Raw genomic sequence first — 22,566 nt, forward strand, 5'->3', positions numbered from 1 at the left:
CTTGGCCCGTGTTTTGCTGGCTCTATGAGGTCATCTCGATGTTGAACCCATGGGCGCATGTCAGCGGTTCGATATCTCCGGCGGCGTCGAACCGCAACGGCTCCCAGTAGTGCGTCGCCTTGGTCTCGCTCGGATTGCCGTTGTCCCAGCGATCGGATTGATAGAGATAGATCGGTCCGTTACGACCCGGCAGCATCGCGACATCGGCAGGCTGTCCGCCACACGATGTGTCGCTGATCGGCAGGCCGCGATGCTGCGTCTCCGATATGCCTCGAGCAGGCTTGCCGCTCCATGGACCCAGCGGTGTCGTTGCGCGCAGGTACGATGTGCCGGTGGTGCAATAGCCGCAATTGGGGTCGGAGAACGTCAGGTAATACGTGGACCCACGGCGAAAGATCGACGGCGCTTCGGTGGCTTTCAGGCCGAGACGCACATAGCGCCCGTTGCCGCTGAGATAACTGTCGTCCAACTGCTCGACCACGATGTCACCTTTCTGCCGCCAGTCCGTGTACGCGAGATACGCCGTGCCATCGAGGTCAACGAAGACGTCGTGGTCGCCATGATTGAGGCCGGGCGGCTGTTCGCGGTTGATGGCGAGCTTCGGTAGCGGCGCCTCGACGAACGGGCCGGTTGGCGTCGTCGCGGTGAAGACGTGGTAGCCGACCGAAACGTCGTAGCTGTTGATCCACAGTACGTAGCGCTGCGTGCGCGCATTGAAGACGACGTGGGGTCGGAAGCATCCGTAAGTGGACCCGTCGCAGCGCTTCTGCCAATCAGGGCTCGACGCATCGAACAGCGCACCTTCGGCACGCCAATGCGTCAGATCGGTGGACGAATAGGAAACGAACCCGCAGAACGGCGATTTCTTGTCGTTCCAGCGAAAGCCGCAGCCATAACGCGTGCCGTAGAGATAGTAGCGATCGCCGAAGCGCTGGATCTGGCCATCGTGGGCATCGATGGGATGGCCTTCGTCATCCCGTCGCGGCGTCCCGGGCAAACCGTTCTCGACGTGGACCATCAGTGCCCGTCCGGCGTCCGGCCGCTGGCTCGCGTCCGTCACACTGCACCCCGTGATCGTTACGATGATCGAGAAGAAAAAACAGGCGAGTCTGAGCAGGGTAAGCGCGGGCATGGACGGCAGGTGACCCAACGGGGGATAGCCGACCATACCCGCTCAACGCCGCGACGGCGATCCTTACCTTTCGCACATGTCGCGGATCCCAGACGGGGACATGATCCGCGTCGAGCTCGAGGGGTCGGGTATCTCGCACAGGGAGGAACCGCTGCATGATCGGATACTACGTCGAGCTGGCCGTGCACAGCCTCAGGCGCAACAAGGTGCTGACAGCGCTGATGGTCCTCGCGATCGCCGTCGGCATCGGTGCAAGCATGACGACGCTGACCATCATGCACCTGCTTTCAGGCGATCCCTTGCACGGACGGAGCGGGCAGATCTTCTACCCGCAGCTCGACGCGAATCCCGATTCGAAGGGGCGGCAGCCCTACGACATGCTGGACTATCCATCCGCGACGGCCCTGTGGAACGCACACCGTGCCGACCGCCAGGCTCTGGTCGTGAACAGCCCCATCAAGCTGCTAGCCCCCGGAACACGCCTTCCGCCGCTCATGCAGCCGATGCTGTCGACGACGGCGGATTTCTTCCCGATGTTCGCCGTGCCGTTCCGCTTCGGTCGGAGCTGGAGCGCCGAGGACGATGCGGCACACGCGCGTGTCGCCGTGATCTCCGCCGATCTCAACGATCGCCTGTTCGCCGGCGAGAACAGCGTCGGCCGCACGCTGCGACTCAAGAACAGCGACGTACGCATCGTCGGCGTGCTTGCCCCGTGGCGCCCTTCCCCGTTGTTCTACGACGTGCGCGGCGGCCGCTTCGCGAGTGGCGATACGGCGAGCTTCTATGGCAAACCGGAAGGCGTCATCACGCCATTCTCCACCGCGCTGGAGATCAACGACGGCAACTTCCAGCCGTTCACCTGCTGGTCCGTCCCCGCCACGCCCGGGCATCTACAAAACGCATCGTGCGTGTGGATCGCGCTCTGGGTGCAACTGGGCGATGCCGCCAAAGTCGCGGCGTATCGTCAGTTTCTCGATGGCTACGTTGCCCAGCAACACGCGCTCGGTCGACTCACGCGTACGGACAACACGCGGATGCGCAGCCTGACCGAATGGCTCGACTTCAACGGCGTCGTTCCCAGTGACGTGAAACTGCAGACGTCGCTGGCATTCGCCTTCCTCGCCATCTGCCTGTGCAATGTCGTTGGCTTGCTGCTGGCGAAGTTCCTGCGTCGCGGCGGCGAGATCGGCTTGCGCCGGGCGATGGGCGCCACGCGTCGTGCAGTGTTCATGCAATGTCTGGTCGAGGCGGGCGTGATCGGCGTTCTTGGCGGGATAGGTGGTTTGTTCCTTACCGTGCTCGGACTCTGGCTGGTGCGTCGACAGCCACTGCCGTATGCCGACGTCGTCCACCTCGATGTATCGATGTTCCTGGTGACGTTCCTCATTTCCGTGGGGGCCAGCCTGCTCGCCGGCCTGCTGCCCGCCGCGCGCGCCAGCCTCGTTGAACCCGCCCTGCAGCTGAAGGTGCTTTGAGATGGGTAGCCTGCAGATTCAACCCGTCCTCGCTGCGTTACGTCGGCACCGGATCGCGACGATCGTCATCGCACTCGAAATCGCACTCGCATGCGCCGTGCTATGCAACGCGTGCTTCCTGATTGTGCGCCGCGTTCAAGCCATGCACGTGCAAAGCGGCGTCGATGAACATGCGCTTGGCACGATCAAGATCGAAGGCTTCGAAGGCTCGCAAGCGAACGACCTCAATGCACGCGTCACAGCCGCCTTGCGCGCATTGCCTGGTGTGCAATCGGTCAGTTCGATCGGCGCGGTGCCCTTCGGCGAACCCGGTGTCATCGCCGGGGTGACACGGGATGCGGCCGGCCAGCAGTTCGGTGGCGTCGTGGACTTCTATGTCGCCGGACCAGGCGCAGCAAAAGCCATGGGCCTCCGCCTGCTCGCCGGACGCATGCCGGCGCCGGACGAGTACATGCCGGTGACCCAGATCGTGCCAAAGGAAGCCCCGATCCTGATAACGCATGTCCTCGCCGAGCACCTCTGGCCGGGCGAGAACCCGCTCGACAAAACGATCTGGAGCATGGACACGCACTTTCGTGTCATCGGCGTGGTCGATCACCTGACGATTCCACAGCCCGGCTCCGGTGAAGAGAAAGACGCTGACTGGTCCATCGTGGTGCCAGCCATGCCGGGCCCGCAGTTCGCCGGCAAGTACCTGCTGAGCGCCAGCCCCGAGGATCTCCCCCGTGTCATGCGCGACGCCCGGATTGCCGCTCTCAAAACGGCGCCGGATGCCGTCCTCGACCTCGAGCAGAGCCGGACTATCGACCAGTTGCGGGATACATTCTTCCTCAGCGACCGCGTGATGACGGGACTGCTGATCGCCGTCATCGTCGCCTTGCTCGGAACCACCGCGCTGGGCATTGTCGGCCTGGCCAGTTTCTGGGTCGCGCAACGGCGCCGGCAGATTGGCGTCCGCCGCGCACTGGGGGCCACGCGTGGGGATATCCTGCGTTACTTCCAGATCGAGAACTTCCTGATCGTCACGATCGGCATCGTCGCGGGGATGATCCTCGCGTATGCGATCAACCTGGTTCTGATGAGCATCTACGAATTGCCGAGGCTGCCCTTCGGGTACTTGCCGATCGGCGCGGTGGCCCTGTGGATACTTGGGCAGCTGGCCGTACTGGCACCGGCATTGCGAGCGGCTTCCGTGCCGCCGGTGGCGGCGATACGATCCGCGTAGCGATCAGAACCGGCGATAGTGCAGCGCCTCGGCCAAGTGGTGCTGCTCGACACAACCTGCCCCACCTTCGAGATCGGCGATGGTGCGCGCGACGCGTAGCACCCGGTGGTAAGCGCGTGCCGAGGCACCGAGCTTCTCGACCGCCGCTTCCAGCCACTCGCGCTCGGCCTGCGGTAGTGCACAGTCGCGCTCGAGGTTCACGACGCTCAGCTCGGCGTTCGGCTGGCCAGCGCGAAGCAAGGCCTTCTCGCGTGCGTTGATCACGCGACGCCGGACAGTGGCGCTGTCGTCGTCATGCGGACCGCGAGGCGCGGTGAGGTGGGTGATCGGCACGCGGGGAACGTCGACACAGAGGTCGATGCGATCCAGCAGCGGGCCGGAAATACGTGCGCGGTAGCGCTGCACCTGGTCCGGCGTACATCGACAGTCGTGGGTCGGATCGCCGGCGTAGCCGCATGGGCAGGGATTCATCGCAGCAATGAGTTGGAACTCGGCGGGGAACGTCGACTGCCGCGCCGCCCGGGAGATCACGATCTGGCCCGACTCGAGCGGCTCGCGCAGTACTTCGAGCACGTGACGGCTGAACTCGGGGAGCTCGTCGAGGAAGAGCACACCGTTATGCGCCAGCGAGATCTCGCCCGGACGCGGTGTCGAGCCGCCACCGACCAGGGCCACGCCCGACGCCGTGTGGTGCGGCGCACGGAAGGGGCGGCGGCGCCAGCAGGCCGGATCGATGGCCTCGCTGGACAGAGAGCGGATAGCGCAGCTCTCCAGCGCCTCGGATTCGGTCATCGGCGGCAGGATGCCCGGCAGGCGCTCGGCGAGCATGGTCTTGCCGGTGCCGGGCGGGCCGATCATCAGCAGGTGATGCCTGCCCGCAGCGGCGATTTCCAGGACACGGCGGGCCTGGTACTGGCCGCGCACATCGCGCATGTCCGGGCCACAGGTGGGCAGGTCGTAGAAATCGGTCGCCGAGGCCGGTGCGCTGAGGCTGCCGTGGCCGCCCAACCAGGCGCATACCTCGGCCAGGCTGTCGGCAAGCAGGACGTCGGCTTCGCCGACGAGGGCGGCTTCGGCCGCATTGGCACGTGGCACGACGATGCGCCGGCCGGCGCGGCGTGCGCGGATCAAGGCGGGAAGTATCCCGGGCACGGCTCGCAACTCACCCGACAAGGCCAGCTCGCCGAGGAATTCGCAGTCATCGAGTCGCTCGCGCGGCACCTGCGAGCCAGCGGCCAGGATGCCCAGGGCGATGGCGAGGTCGAACCGGCCTCCGTCCTTCGGCAGCTCGGCGGGCGCCAGGTTCACGGTGACCCGGCGGTTGGGGTATTCGAAGGCAGTGTTCTGGATGGCGACGCGGACACGATCACGCGCTTCGCGTACCGCCGAATCAGGCAGCCCGACGATGGAGGTGGAAGGCAGTCCGCCGGACAGATGCACCTCGACGACGACCTGCGGCGCGGTGACACCTTCCTGCGCCCGCGAAAGGGTGACGGCGAGGCTCATGACAGTCGATATCGTAACCGGTTACGCATCCCAGTCAGTGGCGAACTACCGTGATCCTGTAGGGATCGGGCTCGCATACGCACTCCTTGCGTCGACTGGGAAAATAACCGCCCCCGACCGCTCTCGGGGTGAGGGTGACGGATCGGGGGCGGTCCCGGGACGGTCGGCCGTCCTTATTGGCCAGGAGCCGCAGCGCTGACTTCCAGGTCGGCGAGGCGCTTTTCCAAAACTTCGAGCCGTTCGCGCGTCCGCGCTAGAACCTGGCTCTGAACATCGAATTCTTCTCGAGTTACGAGATCGAGGCGGCGTAGTCCCTGCGCCAGAATATCTTTGAAGTTGGCGTGCATATCCTCACGCGCTTGCGCCAACCCTGGCGGAACCAACGATGCCAACCTCTGTGCGAGTTGATCGATACCCTGCACATCCATCTTGCGCACCCCGATGTCGTGAATGAAGTTTAGGTGATTGGTTTGTAGGCGCTATAGGCCTACGCCTACACGTAGTGTAGGGTTTTTCCTACAAATGCCCCAGAAGACGCCCCCGGGACCCGGATGGCACAATGGCCGTCCGCGCGCCGGCAAGCGGCTGCGCCCTAGGAGTGATACATGAAGCTGGTGGTCGCCATCATCAAGCCTTTCAAGCTGGACGACGTCCGTGAGGCCCTCGCCGAGGTGGGCGTCCAGGGCGTCACCGTCACCGAAGTGAAGGGCTTTGGCCGGCAGAAGGGCCATACGGAGCTCTATCGCGGCGCCGAGTACGTGGTCGACTTCCTGCCGAAGATCAAGCTGGAAGTGGCCGTGGCCGACGATCAGATCGAGCGCGTCGTCGAGGCCATCCAGGCGGCGGCCCGCACGGGCAAGATCGGCGACGGCAAGATCTTCGTCAGTTCGCTCGAGCAGGTGGTGCGCATCCGCACCGGCGAACTGGACAACGACGCCCTCTGAGCGAGGGCGCCGCGGGGCTCAGGTCGCCTGGGCCAGCCGCTTGTGCCGGCGGTGATGAAACAGCACACCCGCGTAGTAGGCCATGTAGTAACCGAGGGTCAGACCGATCACGAGCATGGTCAGCGGGCTGTTGCCCGGCGCCGGCGTATGGGCCGGCACGGCCGCGCCGCCTTCGTTGAACATCGGTGCCAGCACCAGGAAGCGCCAGGCCATGCGGCCGAGCAGCAAGGCGGTCAGCGCGGCACCGATCCAGGGATTGGGCACGTAGAAGTCGGCGCCTTCGGCGTTCGATTCAAAGCGGGTCAGGCGCAGGCCGACCATGGCCAGCGCGGCGCCGACGATCAGGCCGCCCAGTGCGCCTTCGGCCAGACGGATGTCCTGCAGGCCCGAGGTGAGTGTCAGGCAGGCAAAGAGCGCGAAAAGGCCGACGCGGACGCTCATCCGCTTCGTACGGATCGGCTGGCGGCCGAAGCTGCCGCGGACGCGGCGATAAACGGCGAAGGCCATCAGCGGGGCGACGATGAACGGGACGGCGGTTGGAGCCAGCATGGCGTAGGTCTCGGTGGGCTGCGGTGTGAGGCTAGGTTAGTTTCCGAGACGGGGCGGTTCGAGGGCGGGTTGTTAGGCGTTGGGGGTGACTGGTGTCACCCCCTGGGATTCGGGCCTTCGGGCCTTCGGGCCTTCGGGCGCTTGGCTTCACCGCTTCGTTGGCTTTTCGCCGATGAATCGGCTCCCACATGTCCTTATCGCCGATGAATCGGCTCCCACATTCCCCTGATTATTTGGCTTTACCCTGGTTGGCGACAGCGGCCATCTTGGCCTCGATCTCGGCCTGGTCGCCCAGGTAGTAATGCTTGACCGGCTTCATGTCGGCGTCGAATTCGTACACCAGCGGAATGCCGTTGGGGATGTTGAGTTCGGCGATGTCGTCGTCCGAAATGCCATCGAAGTACTTCACCAGCGCGCGCATCGAATTGCCGTGGGCGGCCATGAGCACGTTATGGCCGGCGCGGATGGCCGGGGCCAGCACGTCGTGCCAGTAGGGCAGCACACGGGCGACGGTGTCCTTGAGGCATTCGGTCAGCGGGACGTCGATGCCCTTGTAACGGTCGTCATCGGCGAACGAGGTCGTGCCCGCTTCGAGGGCCGGCGGCGGGGTGTCGTAGCTGCGGCGCCAGACATGCACCTGCTCGTTGCCGTACTTCGCCGCCGTCTCGGCCTTGTTGAGGCCGGTCAGGGCGCCGTAGTGGCGCTCGTTGAGGCGCCAGTCGGTGACGACCGGGACCCACATCAGGTCCATGGCGTCCTGGACGTGCCACAGGGTGCGCACGGCACGCTTCAGGTAGGAGGTATGAGCCAGGTTGAAGGTGAAGCCAGCTTCCTTGAGCAGGCGGCCGGCCTCGCGGGCTTCGGCCACGCCCTGCTCGCTGAGGTCGACATCGGCCCAGCCACTGAAGCGGTTTTCGAGGTTCCAGGCCGACTGGCCGTGGCGGATCATGACGAGCTTGTACATGGCGTCCAACGATGGGGAGGAAAAACCCATGGTGAAACCTGACCCCGGGGCAGTCAACTTGGCGATTCGGGTCAGCCCTGCCATCAGTCACGCTAAACCTTGCGGCCCGCAGGTGCATCCTAGGAGTCCTAGTCCATCCGTGGAGCAGCACACCATGCGTCGTACCCTGATCTCGCTTCTCATCGCCCTTTCCGTCTCCGGCGCCGCCCTGGCCGACGACGACATCAGCAAGGTCAACGGCACCGCCCAGGTCGAGGCCGGCCAGCATGCGGGCGACGTCCACTCGGTCAACGGCTCGGTCCGTATCGGCGACAACGCGGTGGTGCAGAAGGCCAGTACGGTCAACGGCGCCGTCGAACTCGGCAAGAGCGCCACCGCCACCGTCGTCAAGACCGTCAACGGCGGCGTCACCCTGCACGGCAACGCGCGCGTCGCGGACGAAGTGGAAACGGTGAACGGCCGTGTCGTGCTGGAGCGCGGCGCGGACGTGAAAGGTCAGCTCTCCAACGTCAATGGTGAGATCTCACTGGACGGCGCGCATGTCGGCGGCGGCATCGAGACAACCAACGCGGATGTCACCATCGGCGAAGGCTCGAAGGTCGAAGGCGGCTTGCTGGTGAAGAAGCCCAACAGCTGGTTCCACAGCAACGACCGCAACCCGAAGATCGTGATCGGCCCTCACGCCGTGGTGCAGGGCAACCTCACCTTCGAGCGCGACGTGGATCTTTACGTGAGCGATTCGGCGACGGTCGGCAAGATCCAGGGCGCGACGCCGAAGAAGTTCTCGGGTAACGCTCCGTAAGTCTGTCGAGCTGGGTGGGAGCCGCTTCAGCGGCGATGGGTGCTCGCGGCGACATGGCCCGCTGCCGCGGGATCGCCGATGAATCGGCTCCCACAGATGAATCGGCTCCCACAGATGCATTGGCTCTTGCGTCAGACCCAGTCGCGGGGCTTCAGGTATTCGGCGAGACGCGCCTCGGGGCTGTCCGCTTCGGGCGTGAAGCCGTATTCGAAGCGGACCCGTGGCGGCAGGCTCATCAGGATCGACTCGGTGCGCCCGCCCGACTGCAGGCCGAACAGCGTGCCGCGGTCGTAGACAAGGTTGAACTCCACGTAGCGCCCGCGCCGATACAGCTGGAACTCACGCTCGCGCTCTCCGTACGGCGTTTCGCGGCGGCGCTCGACGATCGGAAGATACGCGTCGAGAAAGCCCTCGCCCACGTCGCGCATGAAGTTCATGCAACGGTCGAAGCCGCCTTCATTCTGGTCGTCATAGAAGAGGCCGCCGACGCCGCGTGTTTCACCGCGGTGCTTGAGATAGAAATACTCGTCGCACCAGCGCTTGTAGCGATCGTAGACATCGTCGCCATACGGTTCGCAGAGGTCTCTGGCCACGGTGTGCCAGTGGCGCACGTCCTCGTCGAACGGATAGTACGGCGTGAGATCGAACCCACCGCCGAACCACCAGACCGGCTCGACGCCCTCCTTGGACGCTTCGAAGTAACGCACGTTGGCATGCGTGGTCGGGATGTACGGGTTGCGCGGATGCAACACCAGCGACACGCCGGTGGCGACGAAACGGCCGCCGACCAGATCGGGGCGATGCGCCGTGGCGCTGGGCGGCAGAGGTGATCCCGATACCCGGGAGAAGTTGACCCCCGCCTGCTCGAAGACGCCTCCCTCGCGCAGCACCCGCGTGCGGCCACCGCCCCCCGCCGGCCGCGTCCACGCGTCTTCTTCGAACGTCGCCTTGCCATCGATCGCTTCGACGGCGGCACAGATGCGATCCTGCAGGCCACGCAGGAACGATTCGGCGAGATTGGCTTGTTCGGACATGCGGGAAGGCATCCTTACGGGTTCGATAGGGCAGAGCTTAGCAAGTCGCCCCGGATTGCCCGCTGTGGCACGCCGCCGCGCGCCGCTGACGCTCAGGAGATGCGGGCCGCCATGCGGTGATTGCCGATCAAGGCGGCCCAGCGCATACCCGTGTCGATCCACATCAGGTAGCCCGCTTCCATCAGCATGCGCGACGCATAACGGCGGTCGAGCGACAAGCGCGCTTCGGCGCCGATCGGCGAGGCGTCAAAGCCCAGGCGCCGGGCCAGGTACATGCAACGGGCCAGGTGATAGCGACTGGTGACCAGGCTGACGGCAGGAAGGTCGCTGCCCTCGGTCGGGCGCAACAGCTCGCGGGCGTGGCGAAGGTTCTCGAGCGAGTCGATGGACACCTGCTCGAGCAGCAGGGGCACCTCGTCCGGCCAGCCTTCGGCGACGAGCCAGCGGCGACCCGCCTCCGCTTCACTGACGGTCCCGCCGCTGAAACCGCCAAGGAGAAGCACCCGGTCGGCATGGCCGGACCGCGCGTTGTCACGGGCGCAGGTGAGCCGGCTGATGAAGTCGAATTCGGGGCGATCGTCGACCAGGCGCCGGCCGAAGATCAGCAAGGTGCCACGACGGGGCGACAGCGTCGGACTATGCCGCGCCAGTCGCCACACGCGCACGGCGTGCGCGACATAGACAAGGCCCAGGCTGCCTACGAACACGATCGCCGTCACCAGGGCGGCGAGCAGGATGTCGCGATCGCTGAGGTACCGCCAGACGCCTCGACGCAGGGGTTTGAGCAAGCCGGACATAAGAAAGGGGCCGCGGGAAGACCCGCAGTCTGTGCCATCCGCTCGCGGGCGCGCAATCGGCTGAACCGACCCATGGCGTTCACGAGACGCTACCAGGCAAAAAGGATAGGCTCGCGCGTATGCCCCATCCCATGCCTCCGCTTTCCATTCGCGCGTATACCGCCACCTCCGCCCTCGGCCGCGGGCTCGATGCCCACGCCGATGCCTTGCTCGCCTCGCGCGGCGGTCTTGAACCCAACGACTTCAGTTCGGCGCCACTCGACTGCTGGATCGGCCGCGTGGCGGGTCTGGAAGAGGAACCCCTGCCGCCCGAACTGGCCGAATGGGAATGCCGCAACAACCGGCTGGCCTGGCTGGCCCTGCGCCAGGATGGATTCATCGACGCCGTTCGCGACGCGCGGGAACGGTATGGCGCATCGCGGGTGGCGGTGCTGCTGGGCACCTCCACCTCGAGCATCGGCGCCACCGAGGAAGGCTACCGGCGACTCGACCACGGCCGCATGCCGGCGGACCTCCATCGTCCCGTCCTGCATACGCCGCACTCGCTGGCTGGCTTCGTCGCTACCGCGTTCGATCTCGAAGGGCCCTGCCTCACCGTCGCCACGGCCTGTTCGTCGAGTGCGAAGGTCTTCGGCAATGCCGAACGCATGATCCGCCTTGGGCTGATCGATGCTGCCGTGGTCGGTGGCACGGACACGCTGTGCGACAGCGTGTTGTTCGGCTTCAACTCGCTCGAGCTGGTATCCGGCGAACCCTGCCGTCCGTTCGACGCGAACCGTGGTGGCATCTCGATCGGCGAAGCCGCCGGCTTCGCCTTGCTCGAACGCGTGACGGAGGACACCACCGGACCGATGCTGATCGGTTACGGCGAAGCCAGCGACGCACACCACATGTCCACGCCGCATCCGGAGGGTCTGGGTGCGGATATTGCCCTGCGCGATGCGCTCGCGCGGGCTGGCATCGAGGCCGGGGATGTCGACTACATCAACCTGCATGGCACGGCGAGCCAGAAAAACGACGAGGTCGAAGCCGCCCTCGTCGCGCGCAGCTTTCCCGCAACGACGCGCGCCAGTTCGACCAAGGGTTTCACCGGCCACACGCTTGGCGCTGCCGGCATCCTCGAAGCGGCGATCACCCTCCTCGCCATGCGCGATGGACGCATTCCAGGCAACCTCGGCGCGACCACACCGGACCCGTTGTGCGGACCACAGATGGCCTGGACGTCCGAGCAGCGCGAGGTGCGCATCGCCCTGAGCAACTCGTTCGGCTTCGGCGGCAACAACGCCTGCCTCGCGTTCGCCCAGGTAGGGGAGCCCGCATGAGCGCCGCACTCAGTGTCTGGGTAAAGGGTATCGGCCTGTGGGCGCCGGGCGCGGCGAACTGGGCCGCCTTCTGCGCCGTCGTCGGCGGTCGTGAAGCGCCCGGCGACGATGCCCGCCCCGTGGCCGAGGTGCTTCCGCCGAACGAGCGCCGGCGTGCGCCGGAGAGCGTGCTGCTCGCCGCCGCGGCCGCTGGCGAGGCCGTGCGGATGAGCGGACTCGATGCAGCCACCCTGCCCTGCGTCTTCGCTTCCGCGCATGGCGACCAGACCATCACCGATTACATGTGCGCCACACTCGCCGGAACGCCGACCGAACTTTCCCCGACGAAGTTCCACAACTCGGTCCATAACGCTCCCGTCGGTTACTGGACGATCGCCACACACTGTCACGCGAGCTCGAGTGCCGTGTCCGGCGGCGAAACGAGCTTCGGTGCCGGCTTGCTCGAAGCGGCGACGCTCGCCGTCGCCGACGACCAGGACGTGCTGCTCGCCAGCTACGACATCGCCGGTGCCGGTCCGCTCGGTGAGATGACCGCGACCACCGGACCGTTCGCCGTCGCCCTTGTCCTCTCGCCACACGCGGACATCGGTGCCGTACGCCTCGACATCACGCCGGCGCCGGGCAACAGCGGCAGCTCGCCGACCGGGAACGCCTGGCTGGACGGGGTGGCTGCCAGCAATCCCTCGGCCCAGGCGATCCCCCTGGTCCACGCCCTCGCGCTGGCCCGTTCCACGGCCCTGCGCGTGGCCGCCGCGCGCGAGCTCGATATCCACGTGGATGTAGAGGTCGCCCCATGACCGCGAGTGCCGAACGCTGCTGCATCCTGATCCCCTGCCTCAATGAGGAAGGCGCCATCGGGCGCGTGGTCGGCGAAGCGCTGGCGCTCGGCCTTCCGGTCATCGTCGTCGACGATGGCTCGGACGATCGCACACCCGAGATCGTCGGCGCGCTTCCGGTCACCCTGCTTCGCCATGCGACGCGTCGAGGCAAGGGTGAAGCACTGCGTACCGGCTTCCGCGAAGTGCTTCGCCAGGGCTTCGACGCGGTCGTGACGATGGACGGGGACGGCCAGCATCTGGCTTCCGACATTCCCGCGATCGTCGCCGCGAGCCGGCAGTTTCCCGGCAGCATCGTCATCGGTGCGCGCATCCTCGACCGGCAGCAACAACCGCCGGGACGCCGCCGTGCCAACGCCGTCGCCGATTGGGGTATTTCGTGTGCCTGTGCGCAACCGATCGCGGATACGCAGAGCGGCCAGCGTCTTTATCCGCGCGCCGTGCTCGACCTGGTCGACATCCCCGCCGAGCACTTCGTTTTCGAAGCCGCCCTGCTGATCACCGCCTGCCGCGAACGCGGTACGCGCGTGGTGTCGGTACCGATCGCATCGCGCTACGAGGGCGATTTCAGGGTCAGTCATTTCAACCCCGTACGCGATGTCACCCGGATCACGGTCTACACCGTCGGCCGGGTCTTTCACTATGGCAACTTCCTGGCTAGCTATCGACGCTCACGCTCGGCACCGACCATCGTCGGCGCCACCGAATCGCGTGAGCCACGCACCGCACACTGACACCGAGGTGGAACATGGATCGTAAACCGCACGACGCTATCATTCTGGGAGGAGGCCTTGCCGGTCTCTCGCTCGCCATGCAATTGAAGGGCGAATACCCGGACATGGACATCGTGGTCCTCGAACGGCAGGCGCGCCCGCTGCCCGAGGCTGCGCACAAGGTCGGCGAATCGACCGTGGAAATCGCGGCGCATTACTTCGCCGACACCCTCGGCCTTCGCGACCACCTCGAGAGCTCGCACATCCGCAAGTTCGGTTTCCGGTTCTTCTTCTCCGAGGGACAGGACGATCTCGCCGACGTGACCGAGCTCGGCGTCAGCGCCGTCCTGCCGACGCCGAGCTACCAGATCGATCGCGGGATCCTCGAGAACTATCTTGGTGACGAAGCGCGTCGCCGCGGCATCGATTTTCGCGATGGCGTGACCGTCAAAGGCTTCGACATCGGCGCCGGCGAAGAGGTCCATACCGTCCGCGCCACCACGGCGGATGGCAACGTGGACGTGTTCCATGCGAGATGGCTGCTCGATGCATCCGGGCGTGCCGGCATGATCCGGCGCAAGTTCGACTTCACGCGCGATAACGGCCATCACGCCAACGCCGTCTGGTTCCGCATCGACGATCGGCTGGAGATCGATGGCTGGTGCGACGACGCGGAATGGAAGGAACGTTGCCATCCACCCGAGCGCTGGCGGTCGACCAATCACCTCTGCGGCCCCGGCTACTGGGTTTGGCTGATACCCCTGTCGTCGGGCGCCCACTCGGTCGGCATCGTCGCCGACGCGGCGATGCACCCGATCGAAAAGATGAAGACCTTCGATCTCGCCGTGCAATGGCTGGAGGAACACCAGCCCCTCGTCGCCCGCCAGGTGATCAAGCGTCGCGACAAACTGCTGGATTTTGCCTTCTTCCGTCATTTCTCCTACAGCTGCTCACGCATGTTCTCGTCCGATCGCTGGGCGCTGACCGGCGAAGCCGGCGCCTTTCTCGACCCCTTCTATTCTCCCGGCAGCGATTTCATCGCCATCGCCAACACCTACATCACGCTGTTGATCGGGCATGACCGACGTGGCGAGAACGTGGCGCCGCACGCGCGTCTTTACGAACGGCTGTTCTTCTCGTTCTACGAGGGAACGCTGAAGATGTACCGTGGCCAGTACAACCTCTTTGGCGACGCCGAAGTCCTGCCGATCAAGGTCATCTGGGACTACGCGTATTACTGGGGCGTTCTCTGCCAGATCGTGTTCCAGAAACGGCTCGGCGACAGCGCCTTCATCTCACGGATGAGCGATGAACTCCTTGCCGCCACGGATCTGAATACGAAGGTGCAGGCCTTCTTCCAGCCTTGGCACGACGTGTCGGATGGGCGCAACCGCAAGGTCATGCTCGACCAGCGCGACCTGGCCTGGTTTGCCGACATGAACAGCACGCTGCATGACGCGCTGGACGACGACACCCTGGCGCAACGATTGCGCGACAACGTCCGGATGATGCGCCTGCTCGCGGCAAGCATCGTGGAGCGCGCGGTGGACGATCATCCGTCGCTGCGCGAGGTCGCGGGCGACCTGATCGAGGTGGAAGGCGAGCGGACCGAACTGTTCGCCCGGGTCGCCTGAGTCGCGGGTTCTGAGACGCCCCCCGGGCAGACTGTTCTGGTCGGCCCGGAGGGAGCGGTCAGGCTCCTCATCAGTCCCCTTTCGCAGGACCCTCCGGGCCGGCCATCATGTCGCCCTGATGCACGCTCGGGTGAATCACGGCTGCGCGTCCGGAGGCAATTTCTTTGTCGTTGTGCGCTACGCGAAACAGATACTGCGCTCCGTTAGCGTCCGCGATCAGGCACTCGGCGTAGACGTCGAGCACGCCCTCCAGTTCATCGATGCGCTGCACGGCGAGCTTCACACCACGCAGGCTTACCAGCATGCCTGGCCGCGGCTCCGTCGCACCCTGCTTACGCGCGCGCAGGGCCCCATGCACGGCCATGGCCTGAGCGCCATATTCGGCAAGATGCACGGCGTGCAACCCCTGCTCGCCGCACAACGGATGCGTGGCGAGCACGTGACCGCGGCTCATCGCGTGAATCGTCGTGTCATCCCAGGCGACCACGCCGTCGAGCAGGCACATGTCACCCGCGTGGGGAATGAGGTCGATGAAATCAGTCTTGGCGAGCATGGGGTGCCATGAGGATCGAGAGGCAGAAATGAAAGGCGACGCCGAGCGCGACGGTCAGGCCGATCGCGCGGAGCACCGGAATCGACGACCACGCGAGCATACCGAACACCAGTAATGCGGAGATCACGCAGACCACGGTGGCATGCAGGGTACGCCGTTGTTCGGCCGGGTCGTTCGTGTCGCGCTCGAAGAACAGCGCGTAGTGCAGGCCGAGGCCGGCGGCAAGAATCAGCGCCACGAGATGAAAGAGCGACACCGGAATGCCGGCCAGGCGCTCGACGGCGAGGACGAGGAAGGTCGCCAGCGTCATCGGCGCCAGGACATGCCATGCACGTCGCAGGCTGCGCAGGGCTAGCGTGATGGTGACGAGTAGTAGCCCGGCAGCCGCCAGCACGGCGTGCAGGATTCGCGTGCGGTACTCGGCCACCAGCGACTCGGACGATGCCTTGAGATCGAGCAGGCGCGCCTCGGCGCCGACGGCGGCTACGGCACGGTCGATGGCGGTGGGATCGTGCACCCCGCTGAGTGTCGACAAGCCCACCCAGTGATCGCCGCGCTGTACCAGCATCGCGGCGAGACGCTGGCCGAGCGGCGAACGTGCGAAGACATCCGGCGTGAGCAGGGGCGCCGTGCGGGCCGTCTCGACATCGTCGAGGAAGGGCACGAACAGGTCCTTGCGAAACGGCATGCCCTGCAACGCGCGATCGAGCGCAGCGTCCAACGCAGGACGGTCCGGCAGGTGCGCCTGCCTGGCGCGTTGTGTCGCCAGATCCGGCAGGTAGATCGAGGGCAGCTCGAAACCGTCGAGCACTTTCTTCGCAACGAGATCACGCATCACCGGCTCGAGCCGCGTCGACGCACTGAGCACGCCGTCGGCGGTCGGCGCCTGCATGATAAGCAGGTAGCGCACATCCGGCGCACCCAGCTCCCCACGTAGCCGCGCATCCGTCAGGAGCAGATCGCGCGGCAGCGGTGTCAGTGCCGATAGATCGTTCTGCCAGAACGGACCCGGGGCGAAGGCGAGCATGGCGACAATGGCCGCGACGACGGGCACGGGCAGCCAGCGTGGCCGGGGCAAGGCGTCAAGCCAGCGGCGGAAGCGACCGAGGCCCGGCGTGTCGGCGATATCGCGCGCCTGCGCCGGCAGGAGATAGGGCAGTACATAGCGAGTGCTGAAGCCCGCGGCAAGCAGGCCCGCGATGGTGAACACGGCCAGCTGCTTCAGGCCGCCGACGCCTGAGGCATAGAAAGCGAGGTAGGCGATGCAAGCCGAGGCGATCGCCGTGAGCAGCAGCGGCCACAGGCCGCGCACGCTCGCGACAGCCGACTCCCCTGCGCGACGATGGCTCAGCAGACGGATGGGATATTCCTGCGCCACGCCAAGCAAGGTGAAGCCGAACGCCAGCGTGATGCCGTGGACCTCCGGAAAGAACAGCAACATCATCGCCACACCGGCGAGCGCACCGGTAGCGACGGGTAGCGCGCCGAACAGAAGGCTGGCGAAACTTCGATACGCGGCGAGCATCAGGATGACGAAGCCCACCATCGAGATGCCGCCGATCCAGTCGGCCTCATGGCGGGTCTGTGCATTCACGGTCACGGTGAAATAGCCGGGCCCACTGAGCGTGAGGTGCGAGCTCTCGTGGTGCGGCAGGGCGGAGAAGGCGGCGCGAAGACGATCGATGGCCTCGCCCTGCGCGCCGGGATCGAAGCCGGCGCCACGCGTTTGCGCCAGCAACAAGGCTTCGCCTCGCGAGGAGAACCAGACGCCGTCGCGCACGTCCGGCGAGTGCGCGGGGGTCCAGCGCTCGGCGAGTTTCAGCACTTCGAGTGTGGGATCGCGTGGCAGCAGACCCTTGAGCACGCTGGCTGCCGGTGAGCCAAGGTCGTCGAGGCGCTGCTGCAACTGGTCGGCCAGGAAGGTCTCGTCCATGGCCGTGTCATCGAGCGTCGGGGAGAGCAGGTAGCGATAGGGCAGGAGGCGCGCATCGAGCATGCCCATGTCGAAGTCGCCGTTCACTACTTGGGTAAAGGCGGCGTCCTTGCGCAGGGCGGCAGCAAGGCCGCGACTCAGGGCGGCCTTGTCGGCTTCGTCGCCACCGTCGATAGCGACCAGGAGAAGACGCGACCCGGGGCCCTCGCCCACCTGATCCATCAGCAACTGCTGATCCGGCGTGGTCGGTGCCGGCATGAAGCTACGCAGGTCGGTACTGATCCGTAGGTGCGTGACCGCGAGCCAGCCCAGCAAGACCAGGGCGCCCAGCCAGACGATGAGAATACCGACGCGGGCTTTCGTCACATCGCGCCGCCGCACTGCGCGATGAGACCTTCGCGGGTGGGCGCGTCGGGCATCGCCGTGGCGAGCTCGCCGAGGAGATCGAACGAGGTGTCGCCGTCCCCTTCGTCCATGCGCAGGCAACGCGGTTGGTTGCCCCGGCCATAAACGTGAATGGTCGCGATCTGTTTCGCGATGGCCGCATCGCGCGGCGTCAGCGTGAGCTGCCAGCGGTCCGCGTCGCGGCCGAGCACGATGTTGAAGGAGTCACCTAAACGGGTGGGATCACCGGCAAGGAGGGCGACGAAGCTGTCCAGCAGCACCTTCAACTGCGGTGCGCGCTTGAGCGAAAAGCTACGCGGCTTCTTCCCTTCCCGCTCCTGGGTCACCTCGCCATCGGCGATCGTCGAGGTCTCCCTGGTCGGCTTGTCCACGCGACGCTCGAGGCGATCGCCACCGAGCCACGCCAGTTCACCGGAAACGACGAGGGGCTTGTCGAGCACGCGCATGAAACGCGCTTCGGCGAACGGGGTACGCGCGGGAGCCGGACGATTGAGGCTCGCGATCAACGCATTCGCGTCGTCGTGCTCAGGCTTCGGAGTGGCCGGAGACGTGAGCGGCAGCAGCGCCAGCAGGCTCGTCAGCAGGGCCAGTTTCTTGCCAGAAGTCATAGAAATTGAACCAGTTGAAGGGATAGACGCGCGCGTAGTGCTCCAGACGGGCGGCGTAACGCCCGATCACGGCGTCGAGTTCCGGCTTGCGGTTCGCACGCGGAATATCGATACCGTCGGAGAACGCTTCGAAGATCAGCTTGTAGCGGTTGCCACCGAGGTAGATGCCCATGCACAGCACGACGGGAATCTTCAGCGCCGACGCCAGCAGCCACGGGCCCGCGGGGAATGGGGCGGGCGTACCCAGGAACGAGACCATGCGCATGGCCTCGTTCTGGTGGCCGCGATCTGCCAGCAAGGCGACCATGGCGCCCTGTGCCGCACTTTCGGCCATGGCCAGGGCGACCGAGGTTCCCCCATGGGCCGCATCGATCACGGCGGCACCGACATCGGGTGCCAGGGCCTCGAGCACGGCGGTCAGCGCCGGGGTCTTCTGCTTGTCGAGCACCACGCGCAAGGGCACGTCGGGGCGCCGGCCGCTGAGTGCGCGAAGCGCCTCGAAGCTACCCTGGTGCGAACCGATCAGGAGGACACCCTGGCGTGCGTCGAGATAGCGATCGAGGATAGCGAGCCCTTCGACATCGACGACGAAATCGCGTTCGCCACGAGCGAGGAAGAACAGGCGATCGAGCAGGGTCGCCGCGAACATGTGGATGAGATGGAACACATCCCACGAGGTGACCGGACGATTCAGGACGCGCGCCAGGTAGCGGCGCGACGAGTCCCGCTCCTCGGCACGGCGCAGGAAAAAATAGAAGGCGATCGGGTAAAGCAGTAGCCTCGCCACGGGCCGCCCGAGCCGCAGGGCAATCGTCCGGATCACCCAGATGGCGAACATGCCGCCGCCTTCGCGCTGCTTCCAGTGGCTCATGCTGTCGCTTCCAGTGTTCCGCGCAGCAAGGTGTCGGCATCGCGGCGAACGGTGAAGCGGTAGCGGCCTTCGGCGAGTGCGACCAGTTCCAGCTCGGCGTTCTCGTCGGGCAGCAGCGGTGCGAGAAACTTCGCGTCGATCACTTGCCGCACGCCTTTGCCACGCCATTCACGCAGCGCCTCGGCGGCCTGTTCGATCAGCAGCACCCCGGCGACGATCGGCCGGCCGGGAAAGTGACCGGCAAAGCTCGGGTGCGCGGCATCGAAACGCAGCGGGCGGACGTGGCTGGCAAGGTCGTCGGTGTCGGTCAACGGCAGGCTCCGGGCCTCGGGCAGGAACGGCGGTGCGACAGGCGTGGCCCCGGCGTCTGCGCGAAGCAGAACACGCCGTGGGCAAGTGTCACCTGAACGACCGTCAGGCGGCCGCGCGGTGCTGCTCGATGTGCTCGGAGAGTGACCGAAGGTTGGTGAAGATCGTGCGGTTGTCCGGGTTGTCGGACTTCAGCTGGAAGCCATAGCGCTTGGACACGGCCAGCGCGATTTCGAGCGCGTCGATCGAGTCCAGTCCCAGGTCGCTGCCGAACAGGGGCGCCTCGGGATCGATGTCAGCCGGCTTCACCGCCTCGAGATTGAGACTCGTGACGATCAGCTCGGCCAGTTCTTTCTGTGCTTCGGTTTGCGTTGCCATGTAGTCGTTCCAGGTCCTGGATTTACCTGCCTCCCCCCGGATGGCAGCAGCCGCGGAGCTTATCACAGGGCCCTCTCACCACCCTTGCGCGCCATGGCTCTGCGTTCAGCGTCGTGAAGTCGTCGTCACCCACACGCGGCGCAGACAAGCGAACGATATGATGGCGGCGACCTTGGCTTTCGGAATGGCGATGCCCCCAGGCAGTGAAATGCGCGAGCGCTCGCCGCTCATCGGTCCCCCCGCGCCCACCGTGACCTACCGGGTCAACGCAGGCGCGCCATCCACCGGTACCCTGGCCGCCTTCGGCTTCGGCCGCGACGCCGACCATCACGACGATCCGCGCTGGCTGCGTGTCGCCCTGGAGCCGTTGGGCCCCGGCGTCGACGAAGTCTGGGAAGTCGACGCCGAGGTCGCGTTTGGACGGGACGGCGACCTGCGCTGGTCGCGGGGCGGCGGCTGGCTGTTCGCCGCGGTGGAGTGTCGGGAAGCCGATCACGGCGGCACGGAGGCCGCAGCGGATTACGCCTACGGCCTGCTCTCGCGCTTCGTGGCGAACAGCGACGAACGGCATGTGCAGCGCATCTGGAATTACCTGGCTGCCATCAACGATGGCAGCGGCGACGACGAGCGCTACAAGCACTTCTGCACGGGACGCATCCGCGGCATGGGCGACGTCTTCGCCCAGGGGTTTCCGGCGGCGACGGCCATCGGCCACCACGCCGATCCCGGCCTGCTGCAGGTGTACCTGCTCGCCACGGATCGACCCGGGACACGGGTGGAGAACCCGCGCCAGGTCAGCGCCTGGCGCTATCCGCGGCAGTACGGCCGCACGCCGCCGAGCTTCGCGCGCGCGACCCTGTTTCCCGCCGACGACGTCCTGGCGATTTCGGGAACGGCCGCGGTCGTCGGCCACGCGTCGGCGCATGCCGGCGATATCGCCGCGCAGCTCGGCGAGACCTTGCGCAACCTCGACACCTTGCTCGAGGCCGGTGGCCTTCCGGCGGGGTTCGATCGCCTGGCGCCGCTGAAGGTCTACGTGCGACACGCGCGGGACGAACCGGTGATTCGCGCCTTCGCCGCACGGCATCTGCCCGATGCACCGTTACTGCTGGTGCACGGCGATATCTGCCGTGCGGAGCTTCTCGTCGAAATCGACGGCTGGCGTTACCGGGCCTGATCAGGCCTTCTTCGTTGGCCGCTGCCAGCCGTCGATGACGGTTTGCCGCGCACGCGAGAGGGTCAGGGCGTCCGCCGGCGCATCCTTGGTGATCACCGAGCCGGCACCGATCGTCGCGCCGTCGTGCAGGGTAACCGGCGCGACGAGCGCGCTGTTCGAACCGACGAAAACGCCATCGCCGATCGTCGTGCGACTCTTGTTCACGCCGTCGTAATTGCAGGTGATCGTGCCGGCGCCGATGTTCACCTTGCGGCCGATCACCGTGTCGCCAAGATAGCTGAGGTGGTTGGCCTTCGAGCCTTCGGCGATCACCGCGTTCTTGGTCTCGACGAAGTTGCCGATGTGCACGCCCGCCGCGAGATCGGTCCCCGGACGCAGTCGTGCGAACGGCCCGATCGTGCAGGGACCGTGCGTCACCACGCCATCGAGATCGCAATGCGCGAGTACGATCGTGCCGGCCGCGAGCGTCACGTTGCGGATCCGCGTGAAAGGACCGATCCGCACGCCATCGCCCAGCACCACCTCGCCTTCGAGGATGACGTTGACGTCGATGTCGATGTCACGCCCGGTGGTGACCTTGCCGCGCACGTCGAGCCTTGCGGGATCGGCAAGACGTACGCCTGCCAGCGCGAGCTCCCGCGCCATGCGTTCCCGATAGAGGGCTTCGAGACCGGCGAGCTGCCAGGGATCGTTCGCTCCCGATGCTTCCACCGGGTCGCAATCCACACAAGCCGCCGGCGTGCCTTCGGTCGAGGCCATCTCGAAGACATCGGTGAGGTAGTACTCGCCCTGGGCGTTGCTGTTACCTAGCCGCTGCGTCCACGCAAGCAGGCGTGCCGCATCGCCGGCGACGATGCCGGTGTTGACGAGGTCGATCGCACGTTGCGCGGCGCTCGCATCCTTTTCCTCGACGATGTGGCGGACGCTCCCCGTCGCGTCGAGAACGACCCGCCCGTAGCCGCGTGGATCAACGAGCCGCGTGGCGAGCATGGCCAGGCCTTCGCCCGCCTGGGCGAGCGCCGCCAGCGTTTCGCCGCGAATCAGGGGCACGTCGCCGTAGAGGATGAGCACGCGGCCTTCCAGCTTGCCGGCCGCCTGCAAGGCCTCGAGGGCGGTGCGCACGGCGTGGCCCGTCCCGAGGCGCTCGCGCTGTTCGATCCAGCCCAGCGAGGTATCCGCGGCATAGGCCGCTCGCACCTGTTCGCCGTTGTGGCCGTAGACCACGTGGACGCCGGCAGGTGCGAGCGAACGTGCCGCGTCGATCACGTGGGAAAGCAGCGGACGCCCGGCCAATGGCATGAGCACCTTGGCGGACGCGGACTTCATCCGCTTGCCTTCGCCCGCGGCGAGGATCAGGACATGGAGCGGCGTCACGGTCATAGGCTCGTGCCTGACGTAA

At 66.1% G+C, this 22,566-nt stretch carries 23 protein-coding genes; 9 read left to right on the forward strand and 14 right to left on the reverse strand.

Features of this window, described 5'->3' with window-relative positions; genetic code table 11:
* Positions 1-22: 22 nt before the first annotated feature.
* Positions 23-1,168 (reverse strand): family 43 glycosylhydrolase, encoded by a 1,146-nt coding sequence (locus tag BJI69_RS05720; RefSeq protein ID WP_071924888.1) that lies wholly within the window; start codon positions 1,166-1,168, stop codon positions 23-25.
* A gap of 119 nt (positions 1,169-1,287) precedes the next feature.
* Here BJI69_RS05720 and BJI69_RS05725 point away from each other — a divergent pair, with 119 nt between their 5' ends.
* Positions 1,288-2,607 (forward strand): ABC transporter permease, encoded by a 1,320-nt coding sequence (locus BJI69_RS05725; RefSeq protein ID WP_046969541.1) that lies wholly within the window; start codon positions 1,288-1,290, stop codon positions 2,605-2,607.
* A gap of 10 nt (positions 2,608-2,617) precedes the next feature.
* On the forward strand, positions 2,618-3,832 hold the full coding sequence (locus BJI69_RS05730; protein ID WP_046981240.1) for an ABC transporter permease: 1,215 nt from the start codon (positions 2,618-2,620) through the stop codon (positions 3,830-3,832).
* Between the two features lie 3 nt (positions 3,833-3,835).
* Here the strand turns inward: BJI69_RS05730 and BJI69_RS05735 are convergent, their stop codons facing one another.
* Positions 3,836-5,338: a YifB family Mg chelatase-like AAA ATPase gene (locus BJI69_RS05735; protein WP_071924889.1), complete on the reverse strand. Its 1,503-nt coding sequence runs from the start codon at positions 5,336-5,338 to the stop codon at positions 3,836-3,838.
* 173 nt (positions 5,339-5,511) lie between these two features.
* The gene (locus tag BJI69_RS05740) at positions 5,512-5,766 is read right to left on the reverse strand and encodes an accessory factor UbiK family protein (protein WP_046981909.1); all 255 of its coding nucleotides are present in this window, start codon (positions 5,764-5,766) and stop codon (positions 5,512-5,514) included.
* Positions 5,767-5,943: 177 nt separating this feature from the next.
* On the opposite strand from BJI69_RS05740, the gene glnK reads away from it, so the two are divergent.
* Positions 5,944-6,282 (forward strand): P-II family nitrogen regulator, encoded by a 339-nt coding sequence (glnK, locus tag BJI69_RS05745; protein WP_046981907.1) that lies wholly within the window; start codon positions 5,944-5,946, stop codon positions 6,280-6,282.
* A gap of 18 nt (positions 6,283-6,300) precedes the next feature.
* Here glnK and BJI69_RS05750 read toward each other — a convergent pair whose 3' ends face one another.
* Positions 6,301-6,831 (reverse strand): CcdC protein domain-containing protein, encoded by a 531-nt coding sequence (locus BJI69_RS05750; protein ID WP_046966972.1) that lies wholly within the window; start codon positions 6,829-6,831, stop codon positions 6,301-6,303.
* 229 nt (positions 6,832-7,060) lie between these two features.
* Positions 7,061-7,795 (reverse strand): 2,3-diphosphoglycerate-dependent phosphoglycerate mutase, encoded by a 735-nt coding sequence (gene gpmA / locus BJI69_RS05755; protein WP_046966971.1) that lies wholly within the window; start codon positions 7,793-7,795, stop codon positions 7,061-7,063.
* Between the two features lie 154 nt (positions 7,796-7,949).
* Here gpmA and BJI69_RS05760 point away from each other — a divergent pair, with 154 nt between their 5' ends.
* Positions 7,950-8,597, forward strand: a complete 648-nt coding sequence (locus BJI69_RS05760; protein ID WP_046966970.1) for a DUF4097 family beta strand repeat-containing protein — start codon at positions 7,950-7,952, stop codon at positions 8,595-8,597.
* A 131-nt stretch (positions 8,598-8,728) separates the two neighbouring features.
* Here BJI69_RS05760 and hemF read toward each other — a convergent pair whose 3' ends face one another.
* Positions 8,729-9,631, reverse strand: a complete 903-nt coding sequence (hemF, locus tag BJI69_RS05765; RefSeq protein WP_046966969.1) for an oxygen-dependent coproporphyrinogen oxidase — start codon at positions 9,629-9,631, stop codon at positions 8,729-8,731.
* Between the two features lie 92 nt (positions 9,632-9,723).
* Positions 9,724-10,428, reverse strand: coding sequence for a YdcF family protein (locus tag BJI69_RS05770; protein ID WP_046966968.1), 705 nt, complete (start codon positions 10,426-10,428; stop codon positions 9,724-9,726).
* 119 nt (positions 10,429-10,547) lie between these two features.
* Between BJI69_RS05770 and BJI69_RS05775 the strand changes: the two genes are divergently transcribed.
* The 4 genes from BJI69_RS05775 to BJI69_RS05790 are packed head-to-tail and all read left to right on the forward strand — an operon-like array spanning position 10,548 to position 14,933.
* Entirely contained in the window at positions 10,548-11,750 is a 1,203-nt protein-coding gene (locus tag BJI69_RS05775; RefSeq protein WP_181016743.1) for a beta-ketoacyl-[acyl-carrier-protein] synthase family protein, read from the forward strand.
* Positions 11,747-12,547 (forward strand): beta-ketoacyl synthase chain length factor, encoded by an 801-nt coding sequence (locus BJI69_RS05780; protein WP_046966966.1) that lies wholly within the window; start codon positions 11,747-11,749, stop codon positions 12,545-12,547. Before BJI69_RS05775 ends, BJI69_RS05780 begins: the two co-directional genes overlap by 4 nt.
* Positions 12,544-13,320, forward strand: coding sequence for a glycosyltransferase family 2 protein (locus tag BJI69_RS05785; RefSeq protein ID WP_046966965.1), 777 nt, complete (start codon positions 12,544-12,546; stop codon positions 13,318-13,320). The genes BJI69_RS05780 and BJI69_RS05785 overlap by 4 nt, the downstream gene beginning before the upstream one ends.
* A gap of 14 nt (positions 13,321-13,334) precedes the next feature.
* Positions 13,335-14,933: an NAD(P)/FAD-dependent oxidoreductase gene (locus tag BJI69_RS05790; protein WP_046966964.1), complete on the forward strand. Its 1,599-nt coding sequence runs from the start codon at positions 13,335-13,337 to the stop codon at positions 14,931-14,933.
* Between the two features lie 70 nt (positions 14,934-15,003).
* Here BJI69_RS05790 and BJI69_RS05795 read toward each other — a convergent pair whose 3' ends face one another.
* The 6 genes from BJI69_RS05795 to BJI69_RS05820 all read right to left on the reverse strand — a co-directional run bounded on the left by BJI69_RS05795 (position 15,004) and on the right by BJI69_RS05820 (position 19,990).
* Complete coding sequence (locus tag BJI69_RS05795) at positions 15,004-15,486, reverse strand: hotdog family protein (RefSeq protein ID WP_046966963.1); 483 nt, start codon at positions 15,484-15,486, stop codon at positions 15,004-15,006.
* On the reverse strand, positions 15,470-17,785 hold the full coding sequence (locus tag BJI69_RS05800) for an MMPL family transporter (RefSeq protein WP_244465233.1): 2,316 nt from the start codon (positions 17,783-17,785) through the stop codon (positions 15,470-15,472). The genes BJI69_RS05795 and BJI69_RS05800 overlap by 17 nt, the downstream gene beginning before the upstream one ends.
* Positions 17,782-18,432: a LolA-related protein gene (locus BJI69_RS05805; RefSeq protein WP_052767089.1), complete on the reverse strand. Its 651-nt coding sequence runs from the start codon at positions 18,430-18,432 to the stop codon at positions 17,782-17,784. The genes BJI69_RS05800 and BJI69_RS05805 overlap by 4 nt, the downstream gene beginning before the upstream one ends.
* Positions 18,350-19,303: a lysophospholipid acyltransferase family protein gene (locus BJI69_RS05810; RefSeq protein WP_046966961.1), complete on the reverse strand. Its 954-nt coding sequence runs from the start codon at positions 19,301-19,303 to the stop codon at positions 18,350-18,352. Before BJI69_RS05810 ends, BJI69_RS05805 begins: the two co-directional genes overlap by 83 nt.
* On the reverse strand, positions 19,300-19,614 hold the full coding sequence (locus BJI69_RS05815) for an ApeI family dehydratase (protein WP_046966960.1): 315 nt from the start codon (positions 19,612-19,614) through the stop codon (positions 19,300-19,302). Before BJI69_RS05815 ends, BJI69_RS05810 begins: the two co-directional genes overlap by 4 nt.
* A gap of 103 nt (positions 19,615-19,717) precedes the next feature.
* The gene (locus tag BJI69_RS05820; RefSeq protein ID WP_046966959.1) at positions 19,718-19,990 is read right to left on the reverse strand and encodes a phosphopantetheine-binding protein; all 273 of its coding nucleotides are present in this window, start codon (positions 19,988-19,990) and stop codon (positions 19,718-19,720) included.
* A gap of 190 nt (positions 19,991-20,180) precedes the next feature.
* Between BJI69_RS05820 and BJI69_RS05825 the strand changes: the two genes are divergently transcribed.
* On the forward strand, positions 20,181-21,167 hold the full coding sequence (locus tag BJI69_RS05825; RefSeq protein ID WP_052767091.1) for a chorismate transformation FkbO/Hyg5 family protein: 987 nt from the start codon (positions 20,181-20,183) through the stop codon (positions 21,165-21,167).
* On the opposite strand, the gene glmU is transcribed toward BJI69_RS05825, so the two are convergent.
* Positions 21,168-22,547 carry a bifunctional UDP-N-acetylglucosamine diphosphorylase/glucosamine-1-phosphate N-acetyltransferase GlmU gene (gene glmU / locus BJI69_RS05830; protein ID WP_046966958.1) on the reverse strand — a complete coding sequence of 460 codons (1,380 nt, stop codon included), beginning with the start codon at positions 22,545-22,547 and terminating at the stop codon, positions 21,168-21,170.
* Positions 22,548-22,566 lie beyond the last annotated feature (19 nt).

This window comes from Luteibacter rhizovicinus DSM 16549, from assembly GCF_001887595.1.
Taxonomy (GTDB): Bacteria; Pseudomonadota; Gammaproteobacteria; order Xanthomonadales; family Rhodanobacteraceae; genus Luteibacter; species Luteibacter rhizovicinus.